We start from the raw sequence: 18,468 nt of genomic DNA on the forward strand, positions 1-18,468 counted from the left end.
ATTTGAAATGCTGCTCCCGATCATAATCAAAACGATGATTTATAACAGGTTGAAGAGGAGTAGGTTTTTTGAGAAAATGAATTAACTTTTAAACCGTAAAATTAAAGAGCCAGGAACAGAAGACCAATAAAATTGATACTAACCTTAATACTAAATTATGCGAATAAACATCGTTAGCTGGGTTGAAATTCCGGTAAAACAAATGGCACGCGCCATTAATTTTTACGAAACAGTTTTTAGTGTTGGATTGGAAAAAAATCATGGCAGAGAGTTCGACATGGCGTGGTTCCCCTACTCCGAAGGTAAATACGGATCGGGGGCGGCACTGGTTCTCCACAAAGAGTTCTACCAACCTTCGCCGAACGGAGTGGTTGTTTACCTGGCTTCGCCTGCAGGAGATGTAAATGTGGAATTGGAGCGGGTTGAAGATGCCGGAGGAAAGATACTTCAACGCAAAAACAAAATTTCCGACGAATATGGATTTTTGGCTGTTATCCTCGATACCGAAGGAAACAGGGTTGCGTTGCATTCGAAAGAATAAGGGATTTCTTTCCAGATGCTGGATACCCCGAATCGATGGCCTGGATTGCGTTTCGCTTAACTGGTTGCTGGTTGCTGCATACTCGTTACTGGTTACTGGATACTGGATATTTGTGACTTGTAGCTTGAAACTTGCAGCTAGTGGCTAGTGGCTAGTGGCTAAAATTCCATCAATTTTTGATTTTACTATTGAACACCCAATAAAATACATAATTGCCGAAAACAGTAATCCAATAATCGTTGAGATTAGTATCATCGAACTGGCCAATAGAGCAATCAATCCGAATAGAAGTCCAATTGAGATGGATAAAAACACTAATGCATCCAACTTAACTTCCCAAAATATTCTGATTTTCTTTGTACCTACTCTTTCAATTCGAATTAAGCCTTCCCGTACTAATTTCATCGCTTCGATTTTATTCCGACCGGAATGCGTTGTAATTCTCACAATTCTTTTGAATGTAATCGTATCGTTTTCAATTTCTGATTGGGCGTCAAAGTTTCTTAATGCTTCCTGAATTATTTTCTTGAAAGAATCAATATATACATCCGGATTTACCTGAATTGACCTTTCTTCTGTGCTCGAATATTTTAGTAAGCTCATATACTTTCACTATTTAGATTGACTTGAAATTTTTCCCCTTGTTGCCATGTCCCAAAGTTTCGGGAGGTGTTAGCGGAGAATTGATATTGGAACGCTGATGACGCTGATTTTGCTGATTATCGCTGAATTTGTTTACCACGCGAAAGCCCAAAACTTCGGGGGCGCGGTGGCGGAGAGCGGTGAAACTATTTCGAATCCATTCTTTTAATTATTTCTTTTAGCAGCTCGTTATGTTCCTGTTTTAGTTGAATAAAAGTATTTACCCATTTAAAAATGAAATACAAAATGGTAACTACAAGTGCTACATAAATAAGAATTGGAAGAAAAATTAGTGGTGCCATTTTTTTGTTTTATTGTTTTTGAATTGTATTTGTTGTGTTTTGTTGTTACAAACGATAGCTTGTTTTACCCTTCGTTACAAACGAGGGGAAGTTAAGGTGGATTCTTTACTAAATAAGTTGTCTAAAATTGGTTTAAAATCTTTCCATTGAATGATAATAAGCCAGACTCCAATGTTTACTATAACATCTGCTACATTAAAAACCGGAAAATTATATTCATAGAAATAGTGAACATGAAAGAAGTCGGTTACAAAGCCATTTAACATCCGATCCAGAATATTTCCATAGGCACCGCCAATCAAAATAAAAAAGGGAAGCAATAATCTGAATTTCTTATTCCTGATCTTCCAAACCATTACGAAAGCAAATAGTGTTGCAGAAATAGTCAGAAGGTAGATTAACGGAAGTCGGATACTTTTTTCAATTGACCCCAGAAATCCAAAAGCAACTGAGTGATTCTCCACATATCGAAGATCAAAAGCATTTTCAATCAAAACTATTGATTTCTTTGGTTTTTAAATCAGCGGAACATCCAGAAATCATAAATGCTATTAAAATCAAGTATTTTAGTATTGCTTTTCTCATGTTATATTATTTGTGTTTTTCCTGCGTTGCCGCACGATTCTATCGTGTAGCTTTTAGCTTTATCTTTTACCACGCTAAAGAATTCGCGCGGTAGCGGGGAAGAGTATGTTTCTAATATCTCTTTAGTTCATAACTGATTAAAACCATGTGTTCTATATTCTCTAAAGATTTGTTTTTCATATCTCTTCCAACGGATTCGCCCCAACAAAACCGACGAATCTTCCTTCCCTGTAGTTCAGCTTCCCATGCCTGCCCGTAAAAAAACAGCGGTGTTTTCTTTTCATACTCTATTTTTCCCTGCTCTATTTCCATCCAGTAATGTGCATTTCTGAATTCAGGCGCAACATCAACGCGGGTTACTATTTGCATTTTCGGATGAATCAGGTTTAACCAATAGGTTTGGGCAGTGTCAGCACTTACCTTCGATATCAATTCAAATTCCTTATTCTCGAGTTCTTGGTTCCACGAGCCAAAATTATACGGCTTAGAACTCACAAGCGAATCCTTGTTGTATTCATCGACAAAAATGGTAAGACCGCAATCCGGTTCTACATCAGAAAAGTCGTACTTAAAAACTTCAATTCCCAGAAGTTTTAATGATGACCGGAGATCTTTACTGTTTAATTCGGTTATTGATTTCTGACCAAAACCAAGTAGCGGACTAAGAATAGTTAGAATGAAGAGGATTTTTTTCATAACTGATTTTTTAATGTTTTGATATACGGTGATTGTTTTATAATCATTTGCTTTGCCTCTGCTGGTGCGGATTTGTAATCCGGCCCCCGGCCATAGGCCAACAAGTTTTTTTCAATTCTTTAGAATTGCCCTAATATCCTAGTTACAACTTCGCTTCCAGAATGTCCCTTACATCATCGGCCGAAGGATCGAGCGCCAGCACTTTCCCTGTATTATCCACCAGTATCGTTTTGCCGCCTTCCAGTTCAGTTCCGTAATGTTCGTTTATGCGCGAATCTATTTCCGGTTTATCCAGCAGGCTTAGCCAAGGATACTTATCAGTATCGAGGCGTTCACTTACACTGGCCGTATCGACGTATTTAGTTACAATTCCCACAACCGTAAAGCCTTTGTCGCTGTATTCGTCGTAAACAGGCATCATGGCGCGGCTCTTGGTTATACACGGTCCGCACCAAGGCGCCCAGATATCGATCAGTGCATATTTCCCGGCTATTTCTTCCGAAAGCGTATGTTCCTCGCCGTTCAGGTCGGGCAAGGTACAGTCGAAATATACACCACCGGGTTTCAGATTCTCGAAGCGCCAGGCAATCTCGTTACTGTATGTTGTGTACGAATGCTTTTTAAATTTCTGAGCGTAGATTTTTTGAACGGCCATCAATTCGTCCTGATCATATGATTCGTGGGAATACTCCGAGTTTTTCATATCACGGATATGCGAATAGTAATTCGGGATCGAAAGATGCTCTTTCCTGTACTGAAATTCTTTTGCCTTCTGGATCTTCACAACAGAACTACGTTCAGAATTCAGTTTCTTCGCTGCTTCACTAAGTCCTTCCCCTGAATTATTCAATCTGGCCATCTCCACATATAATTTTGCTTTCTCTTCCTGCGTTTCTGCCTTCTCAATAGCGTCAAATACCGCCTTCATTTTTTCGCTTTCGTACTCATTGTTATCCATTAAAGTCTGAATCCTTTCGGTATTTGATTTTAACTTTTCCTCCAATGCATCAGACTCTTTCTTTTCGTGTGCTAAAAATTCATCATTCATTTCTCCGCCCGAAACGGTGTTCTTTTTGTACTCCTCCATCGGGTACAACTCAAACTCTATAGTATCGGAGTCTAAGAAAAAAGTAACGGGTCGCCAACGGGCATGGTTATATTCATCTTCAAAGATCAACTGATAGGCCTCATTCTCGGTGTACGCCAGTTCGTAATAAAACGCGCTGTTCTCTATTTGAATCATTACCGGCTCTCCCGCACGATCGTCTTCAAATGGTTTCGAAAGCATCAGTTGTGTGCTTTGTGGCCGATTGACCACTTTCCCTTTAATGACACAGATTTTTTCTTTTTGTGTGCATGCTGAAAAAACAATGCCGAGGCAAATCGATAGGAGAAGGATTTTACTTTTCATAACTGTTTTCGTTTTATGGTATCTAGTTCTGAATTAGGAATAGCAATACGAAAGTGAATTCTGTTGTAATAAAATAGCAATCAACAGCCATTCAGGTTTCATTAAATATCCAGGGTGAAAATCTCTCGCTGCTAATCGTTCTGGGTGTCACCGGATTATGGGCATCTAATTTAACAAAAATAATGTTAAGATGAAATTCTAGTGTAGGGGCGTCGAATTTTTCCCGAAGTTACAAAGCTTCGGTAGGTGGGTTTGCCGGATTATAGTCTTGGAATTAGCGGGAATTTTTAATTACCGGCAACACCGTTAACATGCTTTAGAATTAATTCCTCGATTGCGCCTTTGTTAAAGGGTTTCATTAAATATTCAACGATTTCGCCATTATCCAATGCCGATAAAATTTCGGGACTTTGCTGGTAGCCCGACAATATGCTGCAGGGAATATGCTCGCATACATTTTTAATTTTCCGGATAAACTCCAGCCCGTTCATGGCGGGCATTCTCATATCCGAGATTACAAATTTTATGTCGGGATCGCTGTTAAATATCTCCACGCCTTTCGCGCCGCTGTCGGCAGTTAATACCTCAAAAACTTTTGAGAAGGTCAATTGAAAAACGGTGATATTAATTTCCTCATCGTCCACATAAAGTATTTTGGGTTTGTTACTCATGTTTTATTCCTTTTTGTGGTAGTATAACTGTTACAGTTGTTCCTTTGTTTACTTCCGACTCAAATTCGAGGCTGCCTCCGTGATCCTTAATTATGCCGAAAGCAATCGACAGGCCTAAACCTGTTCCTTTCCCCGGGTCTTTGGTCGTATAAAACGGGTCGGTAATCTTCGTTAGTTCGTCCTTTTCAATTCCTTTGCCGGTATCGGAAATAGCAATGATTAAATGGTTGTCCTTTTTCGATGTTTTTATGGCTATCTCCCCTGCCCCTTCGATGGCCTGCTCGGCATTGGAAAGAATATTCAGAAATACCTGATGAATATTTCCAACATTACCAAAAGTAATAAATGTTTCGTTTGAATAGTTCTTATGAACCTGAATTCTATTTTTTAATTGACTTTGTAACATTACAAGGCTGTCGTTGAGTATTTCATGGATGTTACATTCTTCGTTATCCGACGGTGTATTGCGGCTAAACTGGTTGAGGCTTTTTACAATACCTGTTACACGATCGGCCCCGGTTTTAATGGCATTTAACAGCGTTTCAACATCTTCGTCGCCGGCATGTATTCCCTGCAATTTTAATCCTTCGTAAGCGCCAATAATGTAGTTTAACGGATTGTTAATTTCGTGGGCAACTCCGGCAGTAAGCACACCCAGCGAAGCCATTTTTTCGGCCTGAAACAGCTGTGCCTGTGTTTCTTTTAAGTCGTTAAGAGCGCTTATTAACTTCGAGTTCTGCTCGTTAATTATGGTGTTTTTTTCTTGTAAGGCATCGTTTATTATCTGCAACTCGGCATTGGCCGTTTTTAGCTCCGTTGTACGTTTGTCTACAATGTCTTCCAGGTTCTTTTTGTGTTTCTCCAGCTCCAGCCTCGTCGATTTTACCTCGGTAATATCGCGCCCCTCGCCAATTAAATAAATCAGATTATCGTGCGAATCGTGAATCGGTTTTAACGAAAGGTCGATGTAACGAATATTTCCATCTTTGTCGATATTGGTGGTTTCGAATCGGACGGTTTTTCCCAGCCGGGCCTTTTCAATCGCCACGGTCAGTTTCTCTCTTTCTTCGGCCGAATGTTTCCACCATCGGGTTTCGGGGAATAATAAGCCCTTGTATTCATCTTTTCGATACCCGATAAATTCGCAGGCGGTTGAGTTGGCTTCCAGCAGTCGTCCTTCACCATCAAGCAAACCAACAAACGAAAATGTCTGGTCAAAAATACCTTTAAACTTCTGCTCACTTTTTATACGGTTGCGCAGCTGTTCGCCAATGATACTTTCGTAAATGGCAAATATTAAAATGGGCAGAAAAAGGATGCTTAGAATCTGTTCAAATTCTTCGGCATTTTCCTGAACTGTTGTGTGCTGATAAATATTGATGATAGAGCCGGCCAGCAAAATGAGCAAGGCAACGCCAAATAATATTTTGTATTGAACCCGGTTGCGATAGAGCCGCACAAAAACAATTACTGCCGAAAGCGAAAGAATAAGTGCTGATAATATGTTTACGGTTACAATATAATTTTCCATTACAGCTCCCTTTTTACGATACTTATAAATAAAAAGACACAGGCAATGAAAAAGAAGGTGTGCTCGACGATATTAATTTCGGTGGAAAAAATAAGCCCTTCCAGCACACTGTTTACTTTCGAGAATAAAACAAAAACGACGCCCCAAAACCAGTAAGACCGCTGGTAGTTGGTGCTTTTGCCAATTAGTGTTAACAGGTAAAGAAAAAGTAAGGTGCTAATCGAAAAGTCGAGTATTTCGCTAACATTTTGCATAAAAATCGGAAAAATAAAAGCAAAGATATTAAATCTCGTATTACAGGTTTGAATTATGCTACTTTATTACTTGCTAACTGACATTAGTTAGCCTTTTTAGCTGAATGAGTTTTGTTGTTGCACTCAATTTTGCCGCTTACAATTTCGAATTATTAGTGTGAGGATTTATTCAAAATCTCCATCATATTACCGGGCTTTTGCAAGGGTGCAAATCCAAATTGTTTGTACAGCCCGTGTGCATCGTCGGTTCCCAATCCCCAGCGGCGCAGTCCCTGCAAATCGGGATGTGTCATTATGGCTTCCACTAACTTTTTACCGTAACCTTTTCCCTGGTATTCGGGAAGGATAAAAACATCGAGCAGCCAGGCAAAAACGGCATAATCGGTAATTACCCGCGCAAATCCAACCTGCTTGTTCTCGCTGTAAATCCCAAAACACAGTGAATTTTCGATGGAACGCCTTACGGTTTCCAACGAACGACCTTTTGCCCAATACGATTCGTTCGACAAATAATTGTGAATAACCTGAATGTTGAGCTTTGCCTTATCCGTTGAAATTTCAATCATCGTTTTCTGCTTTTGCGGGGTTTTAAAATCCCATTAACTGCCGCACTTTTTCAACATTCTCTTTGTTGGTTAACAACTCCAGCAGCAAAAAAGCCACACCAGCAGCAGTGGATGGATTCCACGAAGTAATTATATTATCGTCGATAACAATGGGCTGATCGAGTACATTTACGCCAAAATTTTTCAATGCCTCGCGCCGCACTTCACTTCGGTAGGTCGTTCCGTTTTTACCTTTTAAAATACCACTTTTACCCAGTGGCAGAGCGCCCGCACAAATGGATGCAATAAATTTACCGTTTGCCTTGAAATCCTGTATCAACTTGGTAAATTTATTGCTGTAGGCATCGTTGTAAAAATCGTACACCTCAAAACCTCCGGGAATTGCCAGCGCATCAAAATCGTTTACATCAACCTCATCAATAAGGTAGTCGGCAATTAATTTATGACCGAAAGCGCTCTTAATTTCTTTCGTTACGCCGCAGGTGTACAGTTTTGTTGAACAATCGCCTTCCTCCATGTTCCAGCCGATAACATCGATAAATACACTTGCTTCGAAAAATTCGAATCCGTTGGCCAATAACAGTAATACTTTTTTCATGGGTTTAACTTTTGGTATGAGTTGACTTATAATCCGTGGAGACTTTCGCCCGCTACTTATCCACATGAGGCTCACCGGGATATGGTGCGAATTTAACAAAATTATCAGGATAAAGGTGCTGATAGAATCAATGTTAAATCAGCTCACAAAGTATTATGCTCGTGCCGGAGCCAGTCTTCTTCGAGTTCCCAAATTCAGCATATAAATAGTAATTATCAGCAACATCCCGCTGATTACGGAAAGCAGTACAAAGTCGAACTGATCGAGCAGAAAACCGTAAAGCGCAAAAGCAATGGGCAGCGTAATATCGCCCACCAAAGCAGAAATAGCTGCAACACGGCCCAGTTTTTCGGGTGGGGTATCAAGCTGTATAAAGGTTTTCCAATTGATGGAAGCATAAACGATACAGTAACCGATAACAAAAACAGGAAGGGCAAATAAGAAAAGCGGCAAACTTTTGAAAAAAGCGATAACGCCAATAGTTATTATACTAAATCCCACAACGATAAAAATCTTTGGTAACGCATCAATTCTGAACGTCTCCTCGCTCCTGCGGCTCAACAGTAAAGCTCCTAAAACAAATCCTGCTCCTAAAACGGTTTCTAAAATTCCGAGCAAGTTGAGGTTATCATCCGACACAAATTTGGCCATAACCGGAAGCATTACCGATAAAGCACCAATAAATAAATGTGCTGCAAAAATGTAGAACAAGAGGTTCAGCAAGCGGGTATTTGATAACACATATTGTAGTCCGTTTTGTATGTCGTTGATTAGAGCCTTACTTCTGTTCCATTTGTTTTCGTTTCTTTTTCGCCAGATCGAATGGGTATGGGAATAAGAAATAAATCCTTCGAAAAAAGCAGAGAGCAAAAAAGATATCCCGTTTATAAAAAACGCGCCTACATAACCTGTTGCTGCAACAATTGCCACACCTGCAAAAGGTCCGGCAACCTTAGCTAATCCATCAACCAGTTGAATAAGGGAATTGGCTTTCCCGTACTTGCCTTTTGGTACAATGTGCGGAACAATACTGGTAACTGCCGGATTAAAAAATGCCGACGCCAGCGATACCACCACCGTAATACCAAAAACCCAAACGGGCGTTAGCAATTCCTCCAGGTAGAGTAAACCCAATACTGTTATTCCAATGCCACGCACCACATCGGCAACCACCAATACGCGTTTTAAATTCGAGTTATCGATTACCGCTCCGGCTACAATTCCCATCAGCACCGTCGGCAAAGTGGCTGCCAGCAGATACAATCCCATCATGGTGGGCGAATTCGTTACTTCAAGTATCCACCAAGCAATAGCGATAGCATACATTTTATCTCCTAAAGCCGATACCAGTTTGCCGGTCCACAGCAGCATCAAATTTTTGTTTTGCATTCTTCTTGTTGATTAATTTACAGATGCAAAGAAACCAACCAGCGCAAAGCTTTTCATTTACATTTGTTGATAAAATCCTTCCGTGCCCGGCTTAATTGTGTGGGTGTAATTCCTAAAAAATTGGCAATATGATAGTGAGGTATTCGGTTGATCAGCCCCGGAAATTCGCTCAGGAAAAGTTCGTATTTCTCCAACGAATTGAGGTTTAACAGAGCTACGAGCCTCGATTGTAACTGTTTGTTCAGTTGCTCAAAAGCTTCAGTGATCACCTTGGTTATTTCCCGGTCTTTGTTTACGTGTGCCATTATGGTGGCGTAATCGGCTACCGATAGTTCGCAATCATCAAGGGCCTGAATACTCATTTGTGTTTGCACATTTGGAATATAGCTGCCAATAACCATGTCGCCTTCGCAATAAAAGTGGGTGGTTATTTCGTTTCCATCAACATCGAGCACAAAGCCTCTCATCACGCCTTTTACAAGACGTCCTATTTTACGGCAATGACTTTCCTCTTTTAAGAAGAAATCGCCACTTTTTAACCGTTCTGTATCGTGTAAGGAATCAATCAGCATATTCTGAAACGTTGATATTCATGAACTCTATCTCTACGAAACTAATCAAAAAATATGGTTGTAACGCATAAAATATCGCCGGCTTCATAAGCAGAAAAAAGTGATATCGAAACTCCTGATCAATTCTAATGGCATAAAAAAAGGGCTGAATTCATTTTACAAATTCAGCCCCGGACTCTGGTTTTACCTTTCGGTATATCATCATTTCAACTAAAACTCAAATACAGGTCTCCCGTCAGCATCAAATTTAACTTCCATAACGCGTGCATGACGGTTTGGATCATACAACGGGTCTTCAACAATTTCTTCCAGCGGTCGTTTATCGCTTGCGGGAACAACTGCAGGATCGCCAACAGCCTTCTCATAATCGCGGGCATGGTAAATGCACAGTGGCGTTTTATCATCTTCAGCCACGGTAAAACAGTTGTGCCCCGGGCCGTATATTTTCTTTTCGTAATCGGTTTCCAAAACCGGGTACCTTGATTTCTTCCATGAATTACGATCCAGCAGATCGGCATTCTCATCGGCTTCCATCAATCCCATACAATAGCAGGCGCCGGTGGCACTTGCCGAAAATGTAATATAAATTTTGCCATTGTTTTTAATGGCTGCCGGTCCTTCATTTACCCAGAAACCGATTCTTTCCCAATCGTAATCGGGAGTGGTAAGCATAAACTGTACAGTTTTTAACTTAACCGGAGTTTCCATTTCTGCCAGGTAAAGATTTGATGCAGCAAACTGTCCGCCGGTTTTTTCGGCCCAGCAAAAATAACGCTTACCGTTATTTTCGAATACTGTTCCATCCAGCGAGAAGTCGATGAATGTTTTTTCATCGCCATCGGCAGGCTGCATTTGTCCCAGCTCAATCCACTCGTCGTTTAACGGATCCTGACCGGTACATTCCAAAACATAAGGTCGTAACGCCCAAATGTCTTCTTCTTCGCTGGCAGCAAAGTAAACATACCATTTGCCATCGAGGTAATGAATTTCAGGAGCCCAGATATGACGGCTCATTGGGCCGGTTTCGTGTTTAAACCACACATCAAAAGTTTCAGCCTCTTTTAAGCCCGCAATCGTTTTACTTTTTCGTAATTCAATACGATCGTAAGTTGGCACCGAGCCGGTGAAATAGTAGTAACCATCAGTATGTTTGTACACAAACGGATCGGCGCGCTGCTCAACCAATGGCGCATTTTTATCTGTAGTGTCCATCTTAAATATGAATTTTTGCTTTTATCGTTTCGTAAAATTTGTCGGTGATTTTGTAGCGGTAGATCAACATACCATTGAGCACATGAAAAACACCCGGAATTAGAGTTAGCATCAGTGCAAGCCCGATAAGTGCTGTTTTTGATTGAACAGCATCAGGAATGTATCCGAATGCATCAAGCAACAAACCAACCACGGCTCCGGCAACTCCCATTCCTGCTTTTTGTGCAAAAGAAATACCTCCGAATGCCAATCCTGAAACACGTTTTCCGGTTTCAGCATGACCATGATCCACGGCTTCAGCAATAGCCGACCAAAATACCGGGGCATGTACATCAACCACTAACGATAGAATAAAATAAAGTACGTAAGCCAACAACACACTATCGGGTTGTGGTTTCACCAAAACAAACATCAGCACGCTAAGCACTCCCACACCAAACTGCGACATCCAGAACAGTTTTACTTTGCAAAAACGTTTGGTGATAAGCGTTGACAAAGGCATGGCCAAAATAGCCGCTGCAACACCGGTTCCCATAAAAGTGGATTGCATTCCGGCATCTCCGCCCAGGTAATATTTTGCATAGAAGATAGCCACCGAACTGCGGATTACATAACCAACAGTACCCGACAGGCAAGATCCCCATAAAATAAGCCACTGGTCGTTTTTTACCAGGTACCTTAACTGCTGAAAAAATGGTGTTTTATCTACTACGTGTTCGATTCGCTCGCGGGTAGTAAAATAGCTGAACAAGAACAACAAAGTTCCCATCAACGCCATTAGTCCCATAGCCAGTTGATATCCTCTTCCCATGTCATCGCGACCTAGTTTTTCGGCAAGAATCGGAACAACGATCGACACCATAAAAGCAGCCACCTTTGCAAAGAAAAGGCGGTAACCGTTTGCCGACAGACGTTCCTGCGGATCGTTAGTCAACACCCCGATTAGCGAAATGTATGGAATGGTGACCGATGTGAACATCAGCGTTACAAAAATATAGGTAATGTATGCGTAAATCAGTTTTCCGGCATAATCGAAACCAGGTGTGGTAAACGTTAAGAATACCGAGATTCCGAAAGGAACCGAGAGAAATAAAAAGTAAGGACGGAACCGGCCTCCTTTAAATTTATATTTGTCTGTTATCAACCCCATCAAGGGATCGCTGACAGCGTCGATCAGTCGAACCAGTAAAAACATAAGGGCAACATCTTTGGGCTTTAGTCCAAAAATATCAGTATAAAAATAAGTGATGATAAGGAACATGGAAGATATAACCACGTTTACGGCAGCATCTCCCGATCCATAGCCGATCTTTTCAAGTACGGTTAGCTTTTGAGCTTTAGAGTTCATTGATTTAAATTAAAGTTTGATCTTCTATTGTTTGAGCCAATTCATTCGATCCATGTTGCACGAAGCTTTATGTGGATATTCTGCTCGATGCAAATATAGGTGCTATTGCGGAAATCAGGTGGAGTTTTGAATATATGAGGTGGACATATTGTATTATCGCCCGGAGATCAATACTGCTGAATCGAAAAGCTTCTTTATTTTTGTGGCAAACAACCATTATGAAACAACTGCTTCTTTTTATCGCCGTACTCACCCTGTTTGCAGGATGTGCTCCAAAAACAAACCCGCCAAAAGTATATCTGTTTTCGTATTTTAAAGACAACGGACAAGATGGTTTGCACCTTGCTTATAGTAAAGACGGGTATCATTTTCATGCGCTGAACAACGATTCTTCCCTACTCGCACCACAAGTTGCCGACGATAAATTAATGCGCGATCCGTGTATTATTGAGGGGCCGGATAATCGTTTTCATATGGTTTGGACGGTTAGCTGGAACGACAGAGGAATTGGATATGCTTCGTCGGAAGATCTGATCAACTGGTCGGAGCAACAATTTGTGCCGGTGATGCAACACGAACCTACTGCCAGAAACTGCTGGGCGCCTGAGATTATTTATGATGATGAAAAGGAGCAATACATGATTTACTGGGCCACCACAATTCCCGGACGTTTTGAAGCCGGCGAAACACAGGGCGACAGCGAATACAACCACCGCATGTATTACACCACCACAAAAGATTTTGAGGAATTTACGACCACAAAACTATTGTACGACGAAGGCTTTAATGTAATTGATGCGGTTATAAAAAAGATAAACGACGAGTACCTGATGTTTTTAAAAGACGAAACCCGTTATCCACCAAAAAAACACATTCGTATTGCCAAAAGCAATTCGCTTTACGGCGGATATAAACTTGCTTCTGAAGCCATTTCTCCCGATTGGGTGGAAGGCCCAACAGTTGCACAGGTAAACGATGCGTGGGTGCTTTATTACGACGAATATACCCGACACCACATGGGCGCCATGCGATCGACCGACCTAATCAACTGGGAAGTTATAAACGACAGCATCAGCTTTCCCGAAGGAACGCGCCACGGTACTATTTTCAAAGTTGACGAATCGGTTTTAAACAATTTACTGAATGAGTTTGAAGCAACGAATTAGTTATTATTTCGTTGCCTGATCGCTCATTTCAAATACCAAATCTCCTCCTTTTATTAAATCGAAATGTGAGATTTTTGTGCCGTCAATTTCATGACCGTTCAACGTAACTTTACTAACGTACACATTTTCTTCGCTTTGATTTTTGGCTGTTATTGTAAGCTGGTTTCCATTTTCAAACGAAACGACTGCTTTTTTCACCGAAGGACTCCCCAATTCGTAGTATTCCGATCCCGGCGCCAGCGGATAAAAACCAAGGCTATTAAAAATGTACCACGCACTCATTTGGCCGGCATCGTCGTTACCACACAAACTGTTTACCTCGGCACCATACATGGTTTTCATGATCATGCGCACGCGGCTTTGGGTTTTGTGTAGCTCGTCGGTGTAGTTGTACAAAAACGGAATATGATGTCCCGGTTCGTTACCATGCACATAATTACCGATCATTCCGTCGCGGGTAATATCCTCGTTCTTCTCAATGTATTTATCGGCCAACTCCATGGTAAACAACGAATCCAACATCCCCGACAGACGTTTTTTACCGCCCATCAGCTGAACCATATCTTCCACCTGATGCGGCACATACAAACCGTAATTCCAGGCATTGCCTTCAATAAATCCCTGTCCGTGTGTATCCAGCGGATCGAATTCTTTTCTGAACTCGCCATTTGATAGTTTCGGACGCATAAAACCAATCGAAGGATCGTAAACTTTTTTATAGGCGTTCGAACGTTCCAGGAACTCTTTTTCGGTAGCTGCATCGCCGGTGTTTTTGGCAATCTGCGCAATACACCAGTCGTCGAAAGCATATTCCAGCGTTTTCGACACCGAGTACGAACTTTTGTCTTCGGGCACAAAACCGTATTTCATATAATCGCCAACGCCATGAAAATAGGGAACTTTTGCCGTTGTAACTGCAGCTTCCAAAGCCCGTTTTCGATCGAAATCGCCAACTCCTTTTACTACAGCATCGGCCAAAACTGTTGTTGAGTGATAGCCGATCATACACCAGTTTTCGTTGGCATAGTGGCTCCAAACCGGTAACATGTGGTGCACACTCTGGTCGTAATGCGCCAACATCGACTTAATCATGTCGTTATTACGCGACGGCTGAATAAGGTTAAAGAAAGGATGCAAAGCGCGGTAGGTATCCCACAACGAAAAAATTGTGTAGTTGGTAAAACCTTCCGACTGGTGAATATTCTGATCGAGTCCACGGTAACTGCCATCTACATCTTCGTACACAATCGGACTCAGGAAAGTGTGATACAGCGCTGTGTAAAATGTTTTTTTGTCGTCATCAGAAATACTTTCTACCTCTATTTTTGCCAGTTCGTTGTTCCATTTCTGTTGTGTTTCGGCTTTTACACGTTCAAAATCCCAATCCGGAATTTCGGCCTCCAGGTTTTTTTGTGCACCCTCCATACTTACCGGCGACAGGGCAAATTTTACTTTTAGCTTTTCGTTATCGGCAGTATCGAAATTAAAATACGCCCTGATATTTCGTCCGGCCATTTCCGGGAAATTATTCTCCTGGTCAAAATACCGGTAATGCCCATCATAGTTATCCGCGTCGTATTTTTTATGCCCGTAACTTTTAAACGGTTTTGAAAACTGCATGGCAAAAAATACTTTTCGCGTACGCCCCCACCCTTTCGTTTGGCGGTAACCGGTAATCAGCGAATCGTTCTCAACGCGCAAAAATGTCCACACGTTTTTCTCATCGTAATGGTAAATGTTATAAACCAGATCAAGAATTATGTGCGCGTCATCTGATTTCGGGAATGTATATTGATGAAATCCGACCCTTTCCGATGCGGTTAATTCAGCATTTATATTGTAATCGTCGAGTTTTACGCTGTAAAACCCGGGTGCTGCCTTTTCGCTTTCGTGCGAGAAAACCGAATAAAAACCTTTGTTTCCATCATCGTTTTTTATGGGGTCGAGCACCAAATCGCCGGTGGTTGGCATCACCAGAAAATCTCCCAGATCGGAGTGACCGGTACCACTAAAATTGGTGTGTGCAAAGCCAATTATCGTGGTGTCGCGATACTGGTAACCGGCACAATATTCGTACGTTTTTTTATTGTAGCTGCCATCTGGATTAAAATACGGCTGCATATCGGTTTGCGGCCCCAGCTGCACCATTCCAAAAGGAGCAGTAGCTCCGGGAAATGTATGGCCCATAGTGCTTGTTCCAACCATCGGGTTTACATACTGGCAATAATTTTCGGAAGAACTGCTAACTGCAGGATTCTTTTCACTCTGATTTTGACAAGAAATGAACAGCACCAAAAGTACGGCGCAATGAAGTAGTGGTTTCATGAATACAATTTTTGTGGTTTGCCGAAAACAAAAACGCTTTCATTCCCGGCTTTGCAAAACCGGTTAAGCTTTGCAATAAATTTAGTTGCTGGTTAAAGGCTGCTAAAATAAAAGATTTCGGGGGATAAACGTGCCACTACGTCCAATTTATGCGATGTTTAATTAATGGAGCTCAATATCCGGCAATAATCGCACCGCATTCCGGAAAATTAAACAAAGCGCTGCAATTCACTGTAAAAGCGATTAAAATTGGGGGAAGAACAAACAAATGAGTAGCTGATTAATCCAAAAATTTTGAATACGTGATCCTCATATCAACGCCATCTTGTTTTGCCCCTTTAAGAATTACGCGGTTGGCAATATCGGCACGACGACCTGTTGTCAGGTAAAAGCCCTGGTTTCCAACAAAATCATCGTCATCAGGATCGGTTACATCGATAATACGCTGAACATGCTGCGTAATATTAAAGGTATACGTGTAATCGCTGGTATCTAGAACACCGCCGTAAAACAACGGATTAAAGAAATAATCAATCGGGCGGTATTCCTCTTCGTCGGGCGCCACAAACGTAAACAACAGCTCGCTTGGCGGCGGATAATTATGAATATCGCTTGCAATGGTATCAACATGGAAAATGATCTCCGCTTTATTGATACCCATATTTGTTGAATCTTTCCAGCTTTCAAGACCGGAAACTGTAATACGTGATTTTAATCCTCCGGTTGGCTGTACATAAATCAGGTCGCTTTCCTCTTCTTCCTGATCAAGATCAGCTAAAAACGGCGCTCCGGTGTAATCGTGTTTAAATTCGCTAACACGAGCACTGAATTCAGTAATCAGATAGGCTTGCGATAAAGTATCCGGATCTTCGTCCTCTTCAAGCAATATGGTATTTTCGTCGTTGTTATAATACACCAACAAGGCCGATCCCTGGAACGAACTGCTTGCTGCCGTATGTAAAGTTACCAATGAACCTTCGCCGGAAACATCAGCACTTTCGAGTAAAAGTCCTTTAAAATACTGAAGAAAAACATCGTTGTTCACCATATCGAGCGAATCGGCACTGATCAGCTTTTCGCCCAAAGCAATATCCAACGGAATCGTCAACATCTGGTAGTTGGTATCCTGTGATGCAGAATCCAACACCACTTTTGGCGTGTAATCAAACTCGGCAAGCGGAATATCAGATGCCATCGATTTCAAATCAATATCCTGGGTGTATTCAGCATCCGGATCAAGCAACGTTTCCATTTCGTACACTTTAATGTGCTGAGTTGTAATTGTGTCGCCGTAAATGTTTCGGTAAAACAGGTACAAACGAACCGAGTCAACAACGGTATTGGTTCCAAAATCAGGAAACGAAGTTAAACGGAACTGCGTTGCATAATTTGCAGTTGTTTTCCCAAAAACCGGATCGTTCAGTGTTCCCAACAGGTTCGTTGTCGACTTGTTGGAAATAATTCCATTTTCAGTAAAAGTGTAAGATGCAATTTTATCCGAAACAGAAATATTCCGAACATTAATCAAGTCTTCGTCCGGAAGAATGCCTAATCCCAAATCGTTTTGCTCGCTATTGCAGGCAACCAAAATGTTCAACAGAACAAACAAACCTCCAAATATCTTTAACAACTGCGCTGTATTGTATTTCATGTCAACTATTCCAATTTATTTTAGGAAGCTTACCTACTGTAACCTAAGCAAATTAGCCTATTTAAACAGTCTGGATTACTTCTTCAATTTTCTGATTTCCGAAAAATTACACAAACATAGAAAATTACAACGAGAGCTATTCTGAAATCGGAGTAAAATTGAACTTTTTAAATTTAATTTTGATTCTTTAACACCGAAGCCTTACACTTTATCGTAAAACTCGTTGTAGGCATCAATGTATGTTTCTTTTGGTTGGAAATCGAGGAATAACTTTTCGCTATCCTTAATATAATTTTTAACGTCAGCGTTAATATTTTCAGCTCCCTGAATAACCGCATCCGAATAATCGACAGCCATTTTGCTAACATTGGCAAAAGTTGGTTCTTCTATCGTTTTCACATCGTCGGTTGTAATACCTTCGAGCAACAGTTTTTCGTTAAACTTGCTATCGAGTGGTTGTTTAAAATCATCGTCGTAAACCGAATAAACCAGTTTCGAGTTCTGAAATAACGGATCGTTATAATAGTACTTTTTAATGTATAAAGGCACTAACGAAGTTAACCAGCCATGGCAGTGAATAATATCGGGTGCCCAGCGTAACTTAATTACAGTTTCGAGCACACCGCGGGCAAAAAATACCGCACGTTCGTCGTTATCTTCAAACTCTTTGCCGTCATCATCGTGCAAAACGGCTTTGCGTTGAAAATAATCTTCATTATCGATAAAATAAACCTGCATACGAGCAGCTTGTATCGAAGCTACTTTTATGATAAGTGGGTGATCCGCATCGTTAATCACCAGGTTCATACCCGACAAGCGGATTACCTCGTGTAACTGATTTCTACGCTCGTTTACGCAGCCATACCGCGGCATAAATGTTCTAATCTCTCTCCCTTTCTCCTGAACGCCCTGTGGCAGGTAACGTCCGATTTCCGACATTTCGCTTTCTGGTAAATAAGGGGTAATCTCCTGTGAAATATAAAGGATTCTTTTCTTTTCCATGAACCT

General features: G+C 41.2%; 18 protein-coding genes. 2 read left to right on the forward strand and 16 right to left on the reverse strand.

What is annotated here, in order from left to right; genetic code table 11:
- Positions 1 to 157: 157 nt before the first annotated feature.
- A complete protein-coding gene (locus tag QZ576_RS17760; protein WP_297099501.1) occupies positions 158 to 541 on the forward strand; it encodes a VOC family protein in 384 nt (127 codons plus the stop codon).
- A 144-nt stretch (positions 542 to 685) separates the two neighbouring features.
- On the opposite strand, the gene QZ576_RS17765 is transcribed toward QZ576_RS17760, so the two are convergent.
- The 13 genes from QZ576_RS17765 to QZ576_RS17825 form a co-directional block, all read right to left on the reverse strand.
- A complete protein-coding gene (locus QZ576_RS17765; RefSeq protein ID WP_297099503.1) occupies positions 686 to 1,144 on the reverse strand; it encodes a hypothetical protein in 459 nt (152 codons plus the stop codon).
- 185 nt (positions 1,145 to 1,329) lie between these two features.
- Complete coding sequence (locus tag QZ576_RS17770; RefSeq protein WP_297099505.1) at positions 1,330 to 1,485, reverse strand: hypothetical protein; 156 nt, start codon at positions 1,483 to 1,485, stop codon at positions 1,330 to 1,332.
- Between the two features lie 74 nt (positions 1,486 to 1,559).
- Positions 1,560 to 1,979: a signal peptidase II gene (lspA, locus tag QZ576_RS17775; RefSeq protein WP_297099507.1), complete on the reverse strand. Its 420-nt coding sequence runs from the start codon at positions 1,977 to 1,979 to the stop codon at positions 1,560 to 1,562.
- Between the two features lie 202 nt (positions 1,980 to 2,181).
- Positions 2,182 to 2,766, reverse strand: a complete 585-nt coding sequence (locus tag QZ576_RS17780) for a hypothetical protein (protein ID WP_297099509.1) — start codon at positions 2,764 to 2,766, stop codon at positions 2,182 to 2,184.
- Positions 2,767 to 2,908: 142 nt separating this feature from the next.
- Positions 2,909 to 4,177 carry a redoxin family protein gene (locus tag QZ576_RS17785; RefSeq protein ID WP_297099511.1) on the reverse strand — a complete coding sequence of 423 codons (1,269 nt, stop codon included), beginning with the start codon at positions 4,175 to 4,177 and terminating at the stop codon, positions 2,909 to 2,911.
- A 287-nt stretch (positions 4,178 to 4,464) separates the two neighbouring features.
- Positions 4,465 to 4,848, reverse strand: coding sequence for a response regulator (locus tag QZ576_RS17790; protein ID WP_297099513.1), 384 nt, complete (start codon positions 4,846 to 4,848; stop codon positions 4,465 to 4,467).
- Positions 4,841 to 6,379 carry an ATP-binding protein gene (locus QZ576_RS17795; RefSeq protein ID WP_297099515.1) on the reverse strand — a complete coding sequence of 513 codons (1,539 nt, stop codon included), beginning with the start codon at positions 6,377 to 6,379 and terminating at the stop codon, positions 4,841 to 4,843. The genes QZ576_RS17790 and QZ576_RS17795 overlap by 8 nt, the downstream gene beginning before the upstream one ends.
- A gap of 406 nt (positions 6,380 to 6,785) precedes the next feature.
- The gene (locus QZ576_RS17800) at positions 6,786 to 7,199 is read right to left on the reverse strand and encodes a GNAT family N-acetyltransferase (RefSeq protein WP_297099517.1); all 414 of its coding nucleotides are present in this window, start codon (positions 7,197 to 7,199) and stop codon (positions 6,786 to 6,788) included.
- A gap of 22 nt (positions 7,200 to 7,221) precedes the next feature.
- Complete coding sequence (locus tag QZ576_RS17805) at positions 7,222 to 7,797, reverse strand: DJ-1/PfpI family protein (protein ID WP_297099519.1); 576 nt, start codon at positions 7,795 to 7,797, stop codon at positions 7,222 to 7,224.
- 153 nt (positions 7,798 to 7,950) lie between these two features.
- Positions 7,951 to 9,186, reverse strand: coding sequence for an MFS transporter (locus tag QZ576_RS17810; protein ID WP_297099521.1), 1,236 nt, complete (start codon positions 9,184 to 9,186; stop codon positions 7,951 to 7,953).
- A 53-nt stretch (positions 9,187 to 9,239) separates the two neighbouring features.
- Positions 9,240 to 9,758 carry a Crp/Fnr family transcriptional regulator gene (locus QZ576_RS17815; RefSeq protein ID WP_297099522.1) on the reverse strand — a complete coding sequence of 173 codons (519 nt, stop codon included), beginning with the start codon at positions 9,756 to 9,758 and terminating at the stop codon, positions 9,240 to 9,242.
- Between the two features lie 210 nt (positions 9,759 to 9,968).
- Entirely contained in the window at positions 9,969 to 10,970 is a 1,002-nt protein-coding gene (locus tag QZ576_RS17820) for a glycoside hydrolase family 43 protein (protein ID WP_297099524.1), read from the reverse strand.
- Position 10,971: 1 nt separating this feature from the next.
- The gene (locus QZ576_RS17825) at positions 10,972 to 12,318 is read right to left on the reverse strand and encodes an MFS transporter (RefSeq protein ID WP_297099526.1); all 1,347 of its coding nucleotides are present in this window, start codon (positions 12,316 to 12,318) and stop codon (positions 10,972 to 10,974) included.
- 218 nt (positions 12,319 to 12,536) lie between these two features.
- Between QZ576_RS17825 and QZ576_RS17830 the strand changes: the two genes are divergently transcribed.
- Positions 12,537 to 13,484 (forward strand): glycoside hydrolase family 43 protein, encoded by a 948-nt coding sequence (locus tag QZ576_RS17830; RefSeq protein WP_297099528.1) that lies wholly within the window; start codon positions 12,537 to 12,539, stop codon positions 13,482 to 13,484.
- Between the two features lie 3 nt (positions 13,485 to 13,487).
- On the opposite strand, the gene QZ576_RS17835 is transcribed toward QZ576_RS17830, so the two are convergent.
- The 3 genes from QZ576_RS17835 to QZ576_RS17845 form a co-directional block, all read right to left on the reverse strand.
- On the reverse strand, positions 13,488 to 15,818 hold the full coding sequence (locus QZ576_RS17835; protein ID WP_297099532.1) for a GH92 family glycosyl hydrolase: 2,331 nt from the start codon (positions 15,816 to 15,818) through the stop codon (positions 13,488 to 13,490).
- Between the two features lie 271 nt (positions 15,819 to 16,089).
- Positions 16,090 to 17,460, reverse strand: coding sequence for a DUF4270 domain-containing protein (locus tag QZ576_RS17840; protein ID WP_297099530.1), 1,371 nt, complete (start codon positions 17,458 to 17,460; stop codon positions 16,090 to 16,092).
- A gap of 201 nt (positions 17,461 to 17,661) precedes the next feature.
- On the reverse strand, positions 17,662 to 18,468 hold an 807-nt coding region (locus QZ576_RS17845; protein ID WP_297099531.1), incomplete at its 5' end, for a glycogen/starch synthase.

The organism is uncultured Draconibacterium sp., from assembly GCF_913060805.1.
Taxonomy (GTDB): domain Bacteria; phylum Bacteroidota; class Bacteroidia; order Bacteroidales; family Prolixibacteraceae; genus Draconibacterium.